Source organism: Paenibacillus sp. PvR133 (genome assembly GCF_017833155.1).
GTDB lineage: Bacteria > Bacillota > Bacilli > Paenibacillales > Paenibacillaceae > Paenibacillus > Paenibacillus polymyxa_B.
The window spans coordinates 2234463-2252717 of sequence record NZ_JAFIBS010000001.1; the positions used below are offsets into that span (position 1 = coordinate 2234463).

Annotated in this window: 15 protein-coding genes; 13 read left to right on the top strand and 2 right to left on the bottom strand. The window is 43.6% G+C overall.

From position 1 onward, the window contains the following. Positions 1-30 precede the first annotated feature (30 nt). Positions 31-549: a DoxX family membrane protein gene (locus tag JOE49_RS09985; protein ID WP_023987083.1), complete on the bottom strand. Its 519-nt coding sequence runs from the start codon at positions 547-549 to the stop codon at positions 31-33. A 249-nt stretch (positions 550-798) separates the two neighbouring features. On the opposite strand from JOE49_RS09985, the gene JOE49_RS09990 reads away from it, so the two are divergent. From JOE49_RS09990 to corA, 6 genes are all read left to right on the top strand, one after another. Next, positions 799-1893 (top strand): DUF3048 domain-containing protein, encoded by a 1095-nt coding sequence (locus JOE49_RS09990; protein WP_209940997.1) that lies wholly within the window; start codon positions 799-801, stop codon positions 1891-1893. Between the two features lie 188 nt (positions 1894-2081). Then, the gene (locus JOE49_RS09995; RefSeq protein ID WP_007428879.1) at positions 2082-2696 is read left to right on the top strand and encodes a DUF47 domain-containing protein; all 615 of its coding nucleotides are present in this window, start codon (positions 2082-2084) and stop codon (positions 2694-2696) included. A gap of 14 nt (positions 2697-2710) precedes the next feature. Beyond that, positions 2711-3700, top strand: coding sequence for an inorganic phosphate transporter (locus JOE49_RS10000; RefSeq protein WP_023987085.1), 990 nt, complete (start codon positions 2711-2713; stop codon positions 3698-3700). A 240-nt stretch (positions 3701-3940) separates the two neighbouring features. Continuing rightward, positions 3941-5389 (top strand): amino acid ABC transporter substrate-binding protein/permease, encoded by a 1449-nt coding sequence (locus JOE49_RS10005; protein WP_209940998.1) that lies wholly within the window; start codon positions 3941-3943, stop codon positions 5387-5389. After that, complete coding sequence (locus JOE49_RS10010; protein ID WP_023987087.1) at positions 5382-6110, top strand: amino acid ABC transporter ATP-binding protein; 729 nt, start codon at positions 5382-5384, stop codon at positions 6108-6110. Before JOE49_RS10005 ends, JOE49_RS10010 begins: the two co-directional genes overlap by 8 nt. A 573-nt stretch (positions 6111-6683) precedes the next feature. After that, positions 6684-7643 (top strand): magnesium/cobalt transporter CorA, encoded by a 960-nt coding sequence (gene corA / locus JOE49_RS10015; RefSeq protein ID WP_160788977.1) that lies wholly within the window; start codon positions 6684-6686, stop codon positions 7641-7643. A 6-nt stretch (positions 7644-7649) separates the two neighbouring features. Here the strand turns inward: corA and JOE49_RS10020 are convergent, their stop codons facing one another. Next, positions 7650-8165, bottom strand: a complete 516-nt coding sequence (locus tag JOE49_RS10020) for a hypothetical protein (RefSeq protein ID WP_053324668.1) — start codon at positions 8163-8165, stop codon at positions 7650-7652. A 226-nt stretch (positions 8166-8391) separates the two neighbouring features. On the opposite strand from JOE49_RS10020, the gene JOE49_RS10025 reads away from it, so the two are divergent. From JOE49_RS10025 to JOE49_RS10055, 7 genes are all read left to right on the top strand, one after another. Further along, entirely contained in the window at positions 8392-8682 is a 291-nt protein-coding gene (locus tag JOE49_RS10025; RefSeq protein ID WP_007428885.1) for a YerC/YecD family TrpR-related protein, read from the top strand. Then, on the top strand, positions 8682-9470 hold the full coding sequence (locus tag JOE49_RS10030) for a sirohydrochlorin chelatase (protein WP_028542001.1): 789 nt from the start codon (positions 8682-8684) through the stop codon (positions 9468-9470). Before JOE49_RS10025 ends, JOE49_RS10030 begins: the two co-directional genes overlap by 1 nt. A gap of 173 nt (positions 9471-9643) precedes the next feature. Then, positions 9644-10525, top strand: a complete 882-nt coding sequence (locus tag JOE49_RS10035; protein WP_013308843.1) for a diacylglycerol kinase — start codon at positions 9644-9646, stop codon at positions 10523-10525. A gap of 218 nt (positions 10526-10743) precedes the next feature. Beyond that, entirely contained in the window at positions 10744-12342 is a 1599-nt protein-coding gene (rlmD, locus tag JOE49_RS10040; protein WP_209940999.1) for a 23S rRNA (uracil(1939)-C(5))-methyltransferase RlmD, read from the top strand. A gap of 1011 nt (positions 12343-13353) precedes the next feature. After that, on the top strand, positions 13354-13941 hold the full coding sequence (locus JOE49_RS10045; protein ID WP_348635851.1) for a restriction endonuclease subunit S: 588 nt from the start codon (positions 13354-13356) through the stop codon (positions 13939-13941). A 4-nt stretch (positions 13942-13945) separates the two neighbouring features. Then, positions 13946-17002: a type I restriction endonuclease subunit R gene (locus JOE49_RS10050; protein ID WP_209941001.1), complete on the top strand. Its 3057-nt coding sequence runs from the start codon at positions 13946-13948 to the stop codon at positions 17000-17002. A gap of 42 nt (positions 17003-17044) precedes the next feature. Next, the gene (locus tag JOE49_RS10055) at positions 17045-18241 is read left to right on the top strand and encodes a restriction endonuclease subunit S (protein ID WP_209941002.1); all 1197 of its coding nucleotides are present in this window, start codon (positions 17045-17047) and stop codon (positions 18239-18241) included. Positions 18242-18255 lie beyond the last annotated feature (14 nt).

Here is an 18255-nt window from a genome sequence, read left to right on the forward strand (position 1 = left end):
CCCCGGAGGATAACGGTTATTTTGGGATGTTTAAGCTATTTTTCGGCTAGGGTCCGCTGGAAAGGTATCTTTATTTTTACGAAACAGTCCACGCAGGAAGGGCAGTACCCAACGGTCAAAGCCAATTCTTCCGGCATTTGCACCAGCAACTACAAGGAAGATTTCAAACAGCAGGTAGATTGCATTGGTGCTTACTGTACCCGAGAACAGGAACGAGAAGTTCATAACCATAGCCATCAAAGCAGCCAGTGTAGTCAATGTACCGAGAAGCAGGCCAACCCCTACCAAGAACTCACCCAATGGGATCAGGACGTTGAACAAACCTACATTCGGCAGGGCAAAGGCTTCTAGGAACGATCCCCACCAGCCTTGTACAGCGGGATGGTCTCCACCTGTTTTAGCAATGGCCCCCGAGATAAATCCGCCTGCATCAAATCCACCTGTCAGCTTCTCAAGTCCGTGGGTCATCCATTCATACCCTAGATAAACCCGTACTACAGTCAGCAACCACATTGCGACTTTGTTCTCACGTAACCAGCTGTTAAACATTCAAACCACTCCTCTTTCTTAATCTATAATGTTGGTTGTATTTCATTTTGTTGGGGATGATCATCTTTGCTACACCTTTATTGTAGTAGGTTCAGTTACAGTTATTTGTGATAAAAATCACAAAGTCTAAATATTTTTTAAATTTTAATGTCTTCAGATAAGTATTCTATAGATTGGTCATGCTTCAATCAAGACAAAAACAGGAAATAAAGCTTATAATGAGAAAAATAACTAAGTGGAGGGATGAACTTGTCCGGGCCCATTTCCCAACGAAATCATTGGTTGCGTGTGATGGCCTCAGCTCTGTTATGCATGACGCTGATGTCTTGTTCTGCTATGTCCAATACGGGTGAATCTGAATCCGTTCCCCAACTGACCAAGCAAGAAACAGAGAAGGAGGTACTTGAACCGCCGAAGGAGCAGTCTATTCCGGCATTTACAGCTCCGCTCACCGGTCTTCCGGTGGAGCAGCCAGTTTTGGAGCGACCGCTCGCTGTCATGATCAACAATGCTCCGGCTGCACGTCCACAGGCAGGACTTAGCCAGGCAGACATGGTATATGAAGTTCTTGCAGAAGGTGGGATTACCCGTCTGGTCGCTTTTTTCCAAAGTCATGGCGGAGATGTAAAGATCGGACCGGTCCGTAGCATTCGACCGTATTTGATTGAGCTGGGCGAAACCTATGGTGCGTTGCCGATACACGCAGGGGGAAGCACAGATGCCTATGCGATTTTACAGCAGCAGCGGAAGGAACATCTGGATGAGATTTCAAATGGAGGGGCTTACTTCTGGCGAAGCAAAGATCGTCGTCCTCCACATAATTTATACACAGACGTGAACAGACTGCGCAAAGGAAGCGATAGTAAAGGGTATGCCAAGCAGACGGACGTTCCAGTATATTCTTATCTCAAATCCGGTGAAACCCCAGTTATGGTGGACGAGACTGCATCATCTTTACAAATCCGATTTTTGCTTAAAAGCTATCGGGTATCTTATACCTATGATCCAGCGGATCAACAATATAAGCGTTTTGTGAACGAAAAGTCACATGTGGATCAAAATAATAACCAACAGCTCTCAGCAGCCAATGTCATTGTGATGAGCGCTAGACATCGAACGTTGGATGATGTAGGCAGATTAAGTGTTGAGTTGGACGGTAGCGGAGAGGCCATGGTGTTTCAACAAGGACGGTTAATACAGGCTGAGTGGCAACATACACCAGGTGATGCGATTCGTTTTATGAAAAATGGGGTTGAAATCCCGTTAACACCAGGTACATCCTATATACATGTGGTACCTGCAGATACTTCACTAAAGGAACATGTAACGATAGAAGCAAATTAGAAAACGAAATACACCTTTTTAGGGAAAAAATGTCGGATAATGACCTTCCATGTCGGGCAATGTATACGTATATCATTAAATTTGCTTTTACAAACATTACAAAAACATTGATGAGTGTGATAAGATAGCAAAGGTTGTCTATTGCAGTCGAAACAGGTTGCGGATATTTTCGTAAAGGGGTAATCGTTATGAGATTGAAGAAAAAGGATATATTCTTCGAGACGTTGGAAAATATGGCAGATACGATCGTGCAAGCAGCCGATTATTTTGCCCAACATACTTCAAATCTTCAGGATGTAACTTTGTTTACAAATGAAATGAAGAAGTATGAAAATAAGTGTGATGATTACACACACACGATTATTACTGAGCTGAACAAGACCTTCATTACGCCGTTGGAACGCGACGACATCATGGAACTGACAACAACCATGGATGATGTGTTGGACGGTCTTGAAGCGACGGCTTCTCGTTTTTATATGTACAATATTACGGAGCCGGACGAGTATATTGTGCAGTTCGCTGATATTTTGCGTCAATCAGCTTACGAAATTCAGAAAGCTGTGCATTTGCTTTCACAGAAAAAATTGCTGGCCATTCGTGAATACACTATTCGCCTGAATGATTTGGAAAATCAGGGGGATGAATTGTTGCGTATTTGCATTAAAAACCTGTTTGCAACTGTAACTGACCCTATTGAACTGATTAAACGCAAAGAATTGTACGAACGCCTTGAAACGACAACGGATTCATGCGAGGATGTTGCAAATATGCTGGAATCCATCATTATGCGTAACTCGTAAGGGAGTCCTTTTACATGGATACAAGTTTATTGGTATTGGGTATTGTTATTTTTCTTGCTCTGGCATTTGATTTTATTAATGGTTTTCATGATACGGCGAACGCGATTGCAACTTCGGTATCGACCCGTGCATTGACCCCGCGACGTGCGATTATTATGGCTGCGGTCATGAACTTTCTCGGGGCAATATTGTTTACAGGGGTTGCGAAGACCATTGGTGGAAGTGTCGCTGATCCAACCAAGCTTACGAATGGAATTGATATCGTCATTGCGACGCTGATCGCTGCGATTATCTGGAACCTCTTAACCTGGTGGTTCGGTATTCCTTCATCCTCTTCTCATGCATTGATTGGTGCATTGGCTGGAGCGGTGTATGTAGGTGCGGGATCGGATAAATTAAACTGGAGCGGCTTCATCGGGATTGTTGAAGGACTTATTTTCTCCCCGTTGATTGCTTTTGTTGTCGGTTACATCGTGATGATGATTTTAAAATATATCTTCGCTCATCGTAGTCCGCATACGGTGAACAAAGGGTTTCGTACAATGCAGGTCATTACAGCAGCGCTTCAGTCGTTCACGCATGGTACGAATGATGCTCAAAAGGCGATGGGGATTATTACATTCGCACTCGTTTCGGCGGGGTATCAGGACCATTTGGAAGTACCCATGTGGGTAAAAATTTCAGCCGCAACAGCCATGGCGCTGGGTACGTCTATCGGGGGCTGGAAAATCATCAAGACGATGGGAACCAAGATTTTTAAAATCGAGCCAATTAACGGATTCGCAGCTGACATTTCGGGAGCCTCTGTTATTTTCACAGCTACATTGCTTCATTTGCCCGTAAGTACTACTCATGCCATTACTTCGGCTATTTTGGGTGTGGGTTCTGCGAAGCGCTTTTCCGCTGTGCGTTGGTCGCTGGCCGGTCGAATTATTATTACTTGGGTGATAACCATACCGATTGCTGCACTGTTATCTGGATTGATTTTCAAAATTCTTTTTTAGTTCATTATTATTTCTTGAAAAAAAGGTACACACTATAGAATACACAATAAGCTTCCGTCCGCTTTTTGCGGCAGGGGCTTATTGGCATTCTAGGATAAAACTGCTTCTTCAAAGTTCACACATCCAGATAGTTCCATGAAACGTTTTTCAAAAAATACCTGACATCAAAGTAGTCAATTTTTAATAACTCCTGTAGAATAAACAGAAAACTTTGAACCGTTCAACTGACTGGAGGAAATTATGCAAAAATCTAGAAAACTAATAGCACTCATGATTTGTTTGTTTTTTGTGGTTGCCCTGGCCGGTAATTTCGGTGTAGTGGCACATGCAGAAAATAAAACAAAGTATGATATCGGCACGGATACAACGTTCGCGCCTTTTGAGTTTGAAGATGTAGATGGTAAATTTGTCGGTATCGACATGGATTTGCTGGCAGCTATTGCCAAGGATCAGAATTTTGAATATACCATTAAGCCTCTTGGCTTTAACGCGGCAGTGCAGGCCCTTGAAACGAATCAAGTGGATGGTGTCATTGCCGGGATGAGTATTACCGATGAACGCAAGCGGAAATTTGATTTTTCCGAGCCTTATTTTGATTCAGGCGTCGTCATGGCGGTCCGCAAGGATAATGATACGGTTAAACGCTATGAGGACTTGAAAGGACAGCGTGTCGCTGTCAAAACAGGAACGGAAGGTTACACATTCGCAGAATCCATTAAGGCCAAATACGGCTTTACTACAGTACCGTTCGACGATTCTTCTCAAATGTATGATGAAGTTAAAACAGGTAATTCGGTTGCCTGCTTTGATGACTATCCGGTACTGGCATACGGTGTAAACCAGAATAACGGCCTTAAGTTGGTAACAGATAAGGAAAAAGGTGCTTCTTACGGGTTTGCTGTTAACCAAGGCAAGAACCAAGAGTTGCTGGAGAAATTTAATGCAGGGCTTGTTAATCTGCGCAATAGCGGGGAATACGATAAAATTTTGGCTAAATACCTTGGCGAATCGGGCAAAGGTGTGGCGCCTGTAGAAACCAGCCGCTGGGGCCTGATTTCCGCTTCGCTGCCTTCGCTGATTAAGGGCATGGGAAATACGTTGCTGTACACACTTGTATCTTTACTCGTAGCCTTTATCCTAGGATTGGTGTTTGGCTTTATGAAGGTAAGCCATAACAAGGTGTCCCGTGGTATTGCAACTGTTTTCGTTGATATATTCCGCGGTATTCCGCTGATCGTGCTTGCTTTCTTTATTTACTTTGGTATTCCACAGGCACTGGATTTCAAAATGCCGCTTTTTGTTGCGGCTGTATTGACGTTATCCCTGAATGCGGGTGCGTATGTAACTGAGATCATCCGTGGTGGTATTCAATCCATTGATCCGGGACAAATGGAAGCAGCTCGTTCGCTTGGTCTACCCTATCGGACGGCTATGCTTAAAATCATTTTGCCACAAGCTGTGAAAATCATGATCCCGTCGTTTATCAATCAGTTGGTTATTACGTTGAAGGATACGTCCATTTTGTCTGTTATCGGTTTGGTCGAATTGACCCAATCGGGTAAGATCATTATTGCGCGGACATTCCAATCCTTTGATATTTGGCTGGTAGTAGCGGTGATGTATCTTATCGTCATTACAGTCCTGACCAAAATTTCCAACCGTCTTGAAGGGAGAGTTCGCCGTGGGTAAAATTATCGTTAAAAACCTGAAAAAAAGCTATGGTAGTAATCAAGTGCTAAAGGGCATCGACATGCAAGTACGTGAAGGCGAAGTTGTGTGTGTCATTGGCCCGTCTGGTTCGGGGAAAAGTACGTTTTTGCGTTGTATGAACATGCTTGAAGAAATTACAGCAGGTGAGGTCATTGTCGATGACTACAACTTGAGTGACAAAAACGTGGACATTAACAAAGTCCGTGAAAATATAGGTATGGTATTTCAACATTTCAATCTGTTTCCGCATATGACCGTGCTCAAGAACATTATGTTCGCGCCGACTGAACTGGGCAAACAGTCCAAGGCAGAGGCCCGGGAAACGGCTATGAAGCTGCTGGATCGTGTAGGTTTGGTCGATAAGGCAGATGCATTGCCAGGACAGCTTTCCGGCGGTCAGAAGCAGCGTGTGGCGATTGCACGTGCGCTGGCAATGAACCCAGACATTATGCTGTTTGACGAGCCTACCTCGGCGCTCGATCCTGAAATGGTGGGCGAAGTGCTCGGCGTAATGAAAGATCTGGCGCGTGAAGGCATGACGATGATGATCGTAACGCATGAGATGGGTTTTGCACGCGAAGTAAGCGACCGTGTTGTGTTTATGGACGGTGGTTACATCGTAGAAGAAGGAACGCCACAAGAGGTATTTGGTAATCCGAAAAATGAGCGGACCATTAGTTTCTTGGAGAAGGTATTGTAAGTGGGCAAGGTTTGCCGTGAGTGCAGGTAAGGACGTAGTGTGCGATCGCTCCGCAGTCCATTTGATCTTTCGATCGCTGTTGCCCCTGGATTTTTTTGGATTATATAAGATCTTATAAGGTGAAAATTCAGGGGCAAAGGCGAACGCTCCGCTTCTCCAGATTCAAATGGAGCGCTCCGCTACTACTTGCTGAGCGCTCCTTTCTTCGCAAAAGCCTGCCCCATTTTAAATGGGTGGGTATAGGCAGAAGGAATTGGCGCAGCGCTTTGCTTGCTGCGCCGAGGGGGATATAGCGAGGTAAGCATCCGACCGCTTAGTGGCTTTTCGTGTGCATCTTTAATGAACGTGAGTGATTTTTCTTTTATGATGCTTATTTTCGTAAGTGGAAGGCTTGCTTTGAAGATAAGAACTACTCTGCACGAGGATAAAGGATATCTTGGGAGGCATGTTGGCCCGGAGATATCCTTTTCTTTATTAAAAGGAATTTAGAACTTGAGATTTGTATAATGTTAATTGGCTTATATAAAATATAAATAACATATCAGACGGAAGTGTAAGCGAGGGGGACGTACGGTGATACGTACATTGGCTATAGGTCATGATCATCAGGTAACAGTGGGAAAACCACTGGATCAGATCGTCATGGAGGATTATATATGGATGTGGGTAGATTTTAGCGAGCCTACAGATCGCGAGACGGAGCTGCTGACGAGTTATTTTCATTTTCACCCATTGGCTGTGGAGGATTGTATGCATGTTCTGCAACGTCCCAAATTGGATTATTACGAGGATGTGCAGTTTCTGGTCGTGCATGCGCTTGATGTAGATACGTTAGCTGCGGAAGAAGTGGATATGTTTATTAGCAGTCGTTTTTTGGTTACATATCACCATCATGAGTTAGAGGAGCTGGATCAAGCCTGGGAGCGGATTGTCCAGCATGCGAATGAACGCAAAATATGGTCGCGAGGACCGCTGGCTGCAGCCTACACGGTGATGGACAAGCTGGTAGATAACTATTTTCCGAGCCTTTTTATGATTGAGGATGAATTAGCTGAGCTGGAGGGCTTGGGCGGTCGCGAATCCGTAGAGGAATTAATGAAGCAGGTGTTTGACCTGCGTGGCAGGCTGCTCAAGCTGCGCCGTACCATCGTACCCATGCGTGATCTAATGTACCGAGTTTTGAATTCGCAGCATGTGCAGGGCCAAGGAGATCATATGGCTTATTTTACCGATATATATGATCATTTATTGAAGCTGACAGACATGCTGGAGGCCGACCGCGAGATGACAGCCGACCTGAGGGACAGTTATATATCGCTCAATTCCAATCGCATGAATTCAATTATGAAGACGCTGACCGTAATTACGACCGTTTTTATGCCCTTGACGCTGATTGCAGGAATCTATGGTATGAATTTTTCGAATATGCCCGAGTTGGGCTGGAAATATGGATATTTTGGTGTACTGTTCTTCATGTTTTTGTTGAGTGTTGCAATGGTGATCTGGTTTATGCGCCGAGGCTGGTTCAAATAGTATAGTCTACTTTCTTTTGCGTTTGCGCGGACGTCTGCGCGTGGTGGTGGTGCTTTTGCGCTGTGTCTTTTTCCGACGTGGGCGTGGTGGTGTGTATTCATCCAATTCCTCGGTGATATCTGTTGCAGAATTTTTGCTCGCGGATTTGCCGAATGCTGGGAGAGAGCCCATAATCAGCTTCGCCATTGGAGCAAATTGCTGCACACTGGACATGACCTTTTGCACCTTGCCGACCGTAGCAACAATTCCATCAATACCACCCATACGGTCAATGAAGCCTTTGATTTCGTTGAGATTACTGAGGTTGCCAAGCCCCCCAAGCAGTCCTCCTTTGGCTGGAACCGGGTCTGGTGTGACCACGGCAGAATCCGTAATACTCGCTGGCGCCTCGTAAGGAACCAGCCCGGAAGAACCGGCTTGCGGAACCTCGTTGTATGGATCGAGTCCGGGATAAGGAGATGAACTATACGGATCGGAAAGGGAGCGCTGTAGCGGCCTCCGATGATAGTAGTGTCCAGGCATGAGATCACATTCCTTTGCAGGTTGATACTCTACTGTATGTTACAAACGCACAGTGGGTTTAGGCGCGTGTCCCGAAATCGGGTATAAAAGCGGATTTGGGCATTCGTACGGTACGTTTCTATGGTCATAATGTTGTTCTGTAATGCGTGAAACCGTTAATGCTTGAAAAAGCGACTATTCCTCGGGTACAATGAGGAGAGATCGTAACCTTGGGAGATGATAATCCATGCAGCTTAAGAAGCTTAATGATAAAAGTATTGATCAATTGTTCGAAGCTATTTTAACTCTTAAAAATTTGGAAGAGTGCTATGTATTTTTTGATGATCTGTGCACGATTAATGAAATTCAATCCCTCTCCCAACGTCTAGAGGTTGCCCGTATGCTAGGCAAAGGCAGCACATATAATCAGATTGAAGCAGAGACAGGGGCCAGTACAGCCACCATTTCACGTGTTAAACGTTGTCTGAACTATGGTAATGATGGGTATAAAATGACTCTGGAACGTCTGGGACGCTAATGCGGAGCCCTGGGATACTGGTAATCAGCCACGGCTCTAGGGAGCCGTATTGGGTGGAACAGGTGGATCAGGCAGTTGCAAAGCTCCATTTGCCGGAAGAAATACCGGTAGAGGTTTCATTTTTGGAAACGGTTAAAGAAAGATTGATTCAAAATGGTATTGACCGTCTGGAAGCCTTGGGTGTAACAGATATATTGGTTATACCTTTGTTTGTGTCATCAGGCAGTACGCATGTAGATGAGATTAGCTATGCACTGGGTGTCAAAGATGCGCCGGACAAAGAAACAGATTTGAAGCCGTTTCGAATGAAGGCGCGAGTGCATTTTGGCAGCCCGCTGGATGACGGAGAAGATGTTGCCCGCATGGTGTGGGACAAGGTTCGCCCGCTATCGGCCGACCCTGCGAGAGAGGTTATTTTACTCGTAGGTCACGGCAGTGTGCACAACGGCTTTTTTCAGCGCTGGGAGCAGGGGATTTCTTCGTTGGCCCGTACGGTGCAAAGCGTGAGCGGTATCATCACGGACCACGCTTTGCTAAATCCCGAGAGTGTGTACGACAAGGCAGCGTATTGGAATCAGGAGCGGGGTCATGATGTTATTGTGGCACCGCTATTTTTGAGTTCTGGATATTTTACAAGTCACATAATTCCTAAACGCTTGCAGGGGCTCGAATACCGTTATTCAGGAGATCCTTTATTGCCGCATCCTTTGCTCACAAGCTGGATGGATAGACAAGTTCGTGAATTATTGCAAAGTGTGCAGAAGCAAGCAAGGTCAAGTCATAGGTAGTCTGGTTCGGCTATAGCGTCATATTAGCCTTAAATTTCCTTATTTGGTCAAAGTCTGGCTTCTTTTATTGTAAAAGAGGTCTTTTTCCAGTATGATGATATTTTGTACAGACTGAATGTGATGAACTGCAATGTGAATATAAATATCATTAAATATACGGGTGGCGTAACGGAATGAAAAGAGCTAGATTAATCTATAATCCGACCTCTGGGCGTGAGGAAATGAAGCGTCGTCTTGCGGATGTTTTGCAGCGCCTGGATGAAGGTGGTATTGAAGCCTCTTGCCATGCAACCACGGGTGAAGGGGACGCAACGCGTGCCGCAATAGAGGCCATTGAGCGTGGGTATGACATGATTATCGCCGCTGGTGGCGACGGTACATTGTATGAGGTCATTAACGGGATGGCTGAAAGAGAGAACCGCCCGCCCCTAGGTGTGTTTCCTCTGGGGACGACGAATGATTTCGCCAGGGCACTGGGCATCCCCAAGCACTGGGAGGATTATTGCGACCTAGTTATTCGTCAAAATCCGAAGCCACTGGATATCGGAAAAGCGAACGACCGCTACTTTATCAACATTGCAGGCGGGGGAACTTTAACCGAGCTTACGTATGAAGTTCCGAGCAAGCTAAAAACGATGATTGGCCAGTTGGCGTATTATTTTAAAGGCATGGAGAAAATGGTCAGCCTTGCTCCACAGGAGCTGATCATCAAGGCATCGGGTCAGGAAGTGATCCACGACGAGTTTATGCTCTTCCTGATTGCGAATACGAATTCGGTGGGCGGGTTTGAAAAGCTTGCTCCTGGGGCGACAATAGATGATGGGCTGCTTGACGTCATCGCTGTACGGAAATGCAATCTGGCGGAAATGATCCGATTGGTAACCCTTGCGCTGCGTGGTGAGCATTTGCAGGACAAGAAGATTGTTTATTTTAAAACAGATTACATGGAAGTGACCTCACCTGGCTATGTGCAGCTTAATCTGGATGGCGAACTGGGCGGTACCTTGCCAGCGACCTTCCGGAATTTACCTCATCATTTGAATGTTTTCCGGTGAGAAATAAGTAGGAAATGCTTCTGTTTCCGAGCGGCAACGCAATATAGTATACGGAATGCAGAGCAGGTAGTTGTTTTTGTGAACATATTGGTTCTTGCCGTTCTCCGTGGGGAGTAACGGCATTTTCGAGTTGATGTTTGTATGTTTAGATGACCATTCTAATTAGACGTCCGAATGAAAATACCGCATAAAAAGAAGATCAGAAAGAAGTGACAATCATGACGAATAACCGTAGCGGACGTGGAAAAAGCCGCCGGAATGCAGCAACAGCAACTCCATCCAATCGTTTTCGATCCAGTGTAGAGCGTAGCGATCTGCCTGTGCAAAAGAACGATGAGGCCGTGATAGACATCATCGGCATGAACCATGACGGCGAGGGTGTAGGACGTGTTGAGGGTTTTACGCTGTTCGTTCCAGGTGCGTTACCGGGGGAAAAGGTACGGGTCAAGGTGCTGAAAACAAAAAAACAATATGGCTATGCCAAGCTGCTGGATATCGCGCAGGCTAGCCCAGACCGAATTGCAGCTCCGTGCGCCATCTACGATCAATGCGGTGGTTGCCAGATCCAGCATATGAGCTACGAAGCGCAGCTGGGCTGGAAACGCCAGCATGTCGTGGATGTGCTGGAGCGTATCGGGAAGCTGAGTGTGGCTACAGAGCCCAGTGAGCATACTGCACAGGTTTTGGCTGCTTCTGCGGATACAGATGGTGAGGCCGATACAGTCACGACTTCTGATTCGGCCATGAATACGGATGGAAATGCCGACAGCATGTCGCGTGTACATGGCGTAGTCGTGCATCCTACACTCGGTATGAGTGAGCCTTGGCGATACCGCAACAAAGCCCAGGTGCCGATTGGTGTCACCGAAGGCGGGCTTGTCGGCGGCTTCTACGCACGCGGCAGCCATCGAATTGTGGATATGAACACCTGTCTCATTCAGGACGAGCGCAATGATGAAGTTGTGGCACGTGTGAAAGAGATTGGCCGAATGCTGGGCATCAGTGCATATAATGAAGAAACCGGACGCGGGCTGCTGCGTCATGTCGTTGTAAAGACCGCTTTTCGCACGGGGGAAATGATGCTGGTGCTCGTGACGAATGGGCGAGATATTCCGCACGCAGATGCGTGGATCGGCAGTATCCGTGAGCATATCCCACACGTGGCAAGCATTTGCCAGAACGTGAATACGAAGCGAACGAACGTTATTTTTGGCGACGAGACTCGTGTACTGTGGGGACGTGATGTGATCTACGATTACATTGGAAACGTACAGTTTGCGATTTCCGCGCGATCCTTTTATCAGGTGAATCCCGTACAAACAGAAGTGCTGTATAGCAAAACCGTCGAATATGCCGGGCTCACGGGCAAAGAAACGGTAATTGATGCGTATTGCGGCATCGGCACGATCTCTTTGTTCCTCGCTCAGCATGCGGATCAGGTGTATGGGGTCGAGATCGTCAAAGAAGCCATCGACGATGCACGGAGTAATGCGCTGTTGAATGAAATGCGCAATGTGAAGTTTGAGGTAGGCGCGTCCGAGGACGTCATTCCTGCATGGAAAGAGCAAGGCATCACCGCCGACGTTATCGTCGTCGATCCGCCTCGCAAGGGCTGCGATCCACGCTTGCTCGACACCATTCTGGAGATGAAGCCAGAGCGTGTGGTGTATGTATCCTGTAATCCAAGCACACTGGCGCGGGATTTAAGGATACTGGAGGACGGCGGGTATAGTACAGTGGAAGTGCAACCCGTAGATATGTTTCCGCATACGGTGCATGTGGAGTCAGTAATATTGATGGTTCGAAATGAGAAGTGACAGATTTGCTTAAGAAAGTAGTAAGACAAGCAAACCATACATGTTGAGAGTGTAGAATGGATATCTAGGGTAAAAGAGTAAGGGCTTAAAAGTCTTATAGGTAAGGTGTTTTGAGGTTTACGGGTTGGAATCCAGTGGCTCTAACATCCCTTTATAGTTACCGTAGAAGCATGTCCAAGTTGCAGGGGGAAGCGGCGTACAGAGCGAATTAGATGTCAGTTGTTAGTGAGAAAGCAGTTTAGATATCAGTCCTTAAATGAGAGAGCAGATATATGGAGAAGCGGGCATGATAAGCTAGATAGCAATGCGGAATCCTACCTATCATAGCTTTCGTGGGGCCTCATGTCCGCAAAGACTCCGTGTTAAATCGGGCTATTAGCCTAATTATTGTTAATCCTCCCATATTGTATTAGCGAAGAGCCACTACGAAGAAGAGTAAAACCATTTGGAAAAGTATAGGGGACTTGTGGCTGAAATCTTGCGTCTTAACTTCAATAGATGAGTCGCGTTATGGAAGTGCCTTATATTTCTTTTACAAGTGACAAGAAAGCCCTAAACAATCATCACTTTTGCCGCATCCCCAACATGAAAGTGGAGTTTAGTGCGGCACGTTCTCCTACATAATGCATTGCTAGAGTTAATATATGAATTAGAGCCTTGAAAATCTCCCAATATGGTGGTTTCAAGGTTTTTTCTCGTTTAAAGACTGTTGGATTTGATTGAGATGGGCATGTTTTTTTGTTATTGAAGCCGTCTCTAGAAACAGAATGACATTAAGAGGGAGTGGAGTGTTGCGGAGATGGTTTAGTGACTTGACGGGAGGAGAATCTTTTTGCGGCAGAGTGAAATAAAAACTTGGCTTGTAGATTAGTTCTGTAGGACTTTATTGAATTAATTATGAAATATATGAGTATTTCATATTATCGTTGACAAAATAAATACAAAGTGATTTAATTTGTAATATATAAATATTTCGAAAAATTATATCCGAAGTTTGGAGATGATTTAGAGGTGATTTATTTGGAGAAAAGAGGATTAAAGGAGTTCGTAACATTCGTTCCAGGCATAAATCCAACAAGGGCGCAAAAACAGTTTGGAATCCAAGCAATAAATTATTATGACCAGTCGTCTTTTGAAGCTGATTATAATCATAAGGACGTATTTGTTAAGGATGCGGAAAAATCTTTATCTCAAAATAACCCATCGTTAAATGAAGGTGATGTTGTTATCAGTAACTCATTACAACTTGCAACGATGGTCGGTAAAAATAATGTTGGTAAAGTGTTGTCTCTCAATTTCATAAAAATAGAGTTTGATAAAGAACAACTTGATAAAAGATATTTCCTTTTCTTATTTAATGCTTATAAAGATGTGAGGCGACAAAAAGAAAGGGAGTTGCAGGGGAGTGGCCCTGTTCTAAGAATTCCACTTCGTTCTCTAGAGGAGATTATTATTCCCGTCGTTCCTCTTGAGGAGCAGCACAAAGTAGGTGCTATTTACGTAGAAACATTGAAGCTACAAAGTAGGCTAAACAAATACGCAGACTTGATCGGACAGTTTACGAGCTCAATCATAGAAGAAACTTTAGAGGGGAAATAATCAAATGAAAAGCCAATCGGAATTAGCATTTGAAAATGAAGTCGTCGATTATTTGACCAAAATCGGTGGAGTAAAACAATGGGAATACAAAAAAGACATAAGAACAACCGAACAACTCTGGGATAACTTTAAAATGATCCTAGAACAAAACAATCGTGCTCGTTTAGATGAACCATTGTCTGTTACTGAATTTAACCAGGTGAAGAAAATCATCACTAGTATTGAATCACCTTACCATGCTGGACAATTTTTGTATGGTATTAACGGAGTTTCTGAAATTGAAGTTGACCTTGACAATGGTAAGCATGTTTTTCTGACAGTATTCGACCAAGCTCAAGTCGGTGGTGGGAACACTGTTTATCAAGTGGTAAATCAAATTAAACGGCCAAAAGTAATTGATGGTAAGCCAAATCGTCGATTTGATGTGACGTTGCTTATTAATGGTTTACCAATTATTCAAATCGAATTAAAGAAAGCACTTCACAGTACTACAGAATCCTTGAACCAGATGGAACAGTATATTGCTGAAAAACAATTCAGTGGTATCTTTTCAACCTTGCAAATTCTAATCGCGATGACGCAGTATGATATTCGTTACATGGCAAATACCCCGCTCAAAAGCTTTAACCGAGCTTTTGCATTCAACTGGCAAAATGAAGATGATGCTCGCCCTATTCGTTCGTGGAAGGTGTTTGCGGATAAAGTATTGTCAATTCCAATGGCTCATGATTTGGCAACACGCTACATGGTACTTGATGGTACTAAAAACAAAGAAAGTATCAAAGTCATGCGTCCTTATCAAGTCTATGCCACAAAGCGTGTGCTTGATAAAGTTAGAAAATTTGACTTCAAATATGATGATGGAAAATTAGGATACATTTGGCACACTACAGGTTCAGGTAAGACAATCACAAGTTTCAAGACAGCATGGCTTGCAAGTCGTCTAACTAATGTAGATAAAGTTGTCTTTTTGGTTGACCGAATTGCGCTCACGAACCAAACATCTGATGCATATAAAGCCTATGATCCTGTTGCGGGATTTGAAGGGAAAACGGGTGTGGTGGGTGACACTGCAAATATTTCAGACCTTCATCGCAAATTAACGAAGAAGAGTGATAAGAACATCATCGTCACAAGTATTCAAAAGATGTCGCGTTATGTAGCGCGAGATAGCTTCGAGCCATTGAATGAAAGTATTCTTTTTATTGTTGATGAAGCCCACCGTTCAACTGGAGACGGCACTGAAAATGATGGTATGCTTGAAACGATCCGAAAAGCTATTCCTAATTCTGCCTGGGTTGGTTATACAGGGACACCAAAATTCCCTGAAACACGGGAGATCTTTGGTGATATTCTACATGCTTACACCATCAAAGAAGCAATTGCGGATAAAAACGTCTTAGGGTTTAACGTTGAATTTAAGGAAACAATCGAGGCTCCCGTAGATCCAACCGAAGATGATATCGATGATAATGTTCGTGGTAGTGTTTACGACTATAGCCCAGAACATGTAGACTTGGTGGTTAATGACATCTTCGATAACTGGAAGAAACGTTCAAATGACCGCAAATATAATGCCTTGTTTACAGTCCACGTTGGCGGTAACAAAGCAAGTACACCAAGAGCGATGGAATACTTCGATAAATTTGCTGAAGAAAATGCGAATCGTCCCGTAGAGCAACGATTAAAAGTTGCGGTGAGTTTCTCAGCAGATACATCTAATAGTATTCATCAACTAAAAACGAACGAGAACTTGCATAGAGCCATTAAAGTCTATAACACATTGTTTGGCACAGCTTTTGATATGACGACAGTTAAAGCTTACACAGAAGACTTAGCACGACGTTTGAACAAGGCAGCTGATGATGGGAAGTATTTGGACTTGGTTATCGTTGTTGACCAACTTTTGACTGGTTTTGATGCTCCTGAGATGAATACGCTCTATATTGATCGAACACTTAAAGGTGGGAACCTGATTCAGGCGTACTCACGTACAAACCGAATGCATAACCTTGTTGATAAGCCTTGGGGAAATGTCGTTAATTATCGTTGGCCAGAGCAAAACGAGTATGAAATGAATAAGGCATTTGCTATCTATTCAAATCGTGCATCGGCTGCTGAACAGCTTTCACTTGAAGATTTGAAAGAAGGTAATGAAGAGTCTGGTATTATTTCGAAACCATTTAGTAAGGTTCAAGCTGAGATGCAAGAAGTCATCAAGAAGCTTGGGTCGCTTACAGATGATTTTGTACAATTACCACCGAGTGAAAAAGCACAGGATGAAGTCTTTGAAAATTTGAAAGAGTATAATCGTTTGCTTAGTCAGTTGAAACAATATACCGAAGATGATGACAAAAATCCTGTTTCTGCTTATGATCATCCTGAAGAGTTCTATGAACGTTTAGGGATTACTGAGGAGCAGGAAGTCATTTTAACAACTGTCATCGCCGGTGAGTTGAAAGAACGACGTGCTAAGCGAGAAAACATCGATATTTCGCAAGTCAATCTCTCTATGATTCATATTCACGACGTTACCATCAACTATGACTACTTGATTGATTTAATTGCTCGAATGGCTGACGAAGTTCATGCGAACTTTATGTCTAAAGCAGAAAAGACACGTGATGAAATCCATATTGAAATTGCCAAGTCAGATAATGAAAGAGAAAAATCTAAGATGCGCAACTTTGTATCTAAAATTTTCTCGAAAGAGTTTGAATTTGATCAATATCCAGCACCTCGAAGTGTTGAAAAAATGAACCAAGCGATGGATAGAGCACAAAAGGATACGAATATTCTACTTGTAACGAACTTCATCCGTACTTGGGGACTTGATAACAGCACAAAACCTAAGGAACTTGAAAGCTTGATTATGAGACACCGTTTAGGTCAAGAGGATATGGATAAACAAGGTGAGTTAACAGCAATCATGAATGACGCAAGAGCTGATTATAAAGAAATTGCAGATAAAAAGATTGCAGAATTATCTTGGGTACGATATCGCATTGAATTCCGTAAGGCATTTTACGAAATGGCTGACGAAATTAAAAAGGGAGAATAGTCAAGTGTTAAAATTAAGCAGACTACAAAGAGGAGTGCAGAAATGAGCGATAAAATAACAAAGTCACCTCAAATCAGATTTGCTGGATTTACAGATGCTTGGGAACAGTGGAAGTTGGGAGATATGCTAAAAGAATTTAGTATTAAGACAAAGACTGAAAATGAATATCCTGTTCTATCAAGTACAAATTCTGGGATGGAAATTAGAAATGGTCGAGTCTCGGGGACATCAAACCTAGGATATAAAATTATTGAAGATGGTGATTTAGTACTGTCACCACAGAATCTTTGGCTTGGAAATATTAACGTTAATGACATTGGTAAAGGACTTGTATCACCTAGCTATAAGACGTTTAAGTTTGTAGATTTAGATAGCCAGTTCATCGAACCACAACTTAGACTTCCAAGAATGATGGAAGAGTACAAAAATGCTTCGACACAAGGAGCGAGTGTTGTTCGTCGAAATCTTGAATTAGAGTCGTTTTATCAAATCCCTATACGAGTACCTAGTTGGAAAGAACAAAAGAAAATAGGTTCATTTTCCAAACAACTGGACGATACCATTACCCTTCATCAGCGTGAGTTGGAACTGTTGAAGGATACGAAAAAGAGTCTTCTTCAAAAAATGTTTCCGAAAGATGGATCCAATGTTCCTGAAATTAGATTTGCAGGATTTACTGATGCTTGGGAACAGCGTAGGTTGGGGGAGTTATATATAGAGAGGAAAGAACGAGGGGACGATTCTTTACAGATTCTTTCCGTTTCCATTCATCATGGTGTTTCAAATGAAGAATTAGATAGTAATACCTTAGGAAAAAAAGTGCGTAGAAGCGAAGATAAGTCCCTGTATAAACATGTTTATTACGGTGATCTAGTTCTTAACATGATGCGTGCGTGGCAAGGATCAATCGGAGTCGTAAAGTCAGAAGGGATGGTAAGTCCTGCATATATAACTGCTACCCCCAGTTCGGAACTGTATCCGCTATTTATGGATTATTGTTTACGCCGAGTTGAGACAATTAGTCAGATTGATAATCTCTCTTATGGAGTCACCGACTTCAGAAAAAGACTTTACTGGGACTCCTTTATAAATGTTATTTGTGAGATACCTTCTATTCCAGAGCAGAAGATGATTACGGACTTTTTTACTCATTTAGACAACCTCATCACCCTTCATCAGCGTGAGCTAAATTCGCTTAAAAATTTGAAGAAATCACTGCTTCAACAAATGTTTATATAAGAAAAGGAGATTAC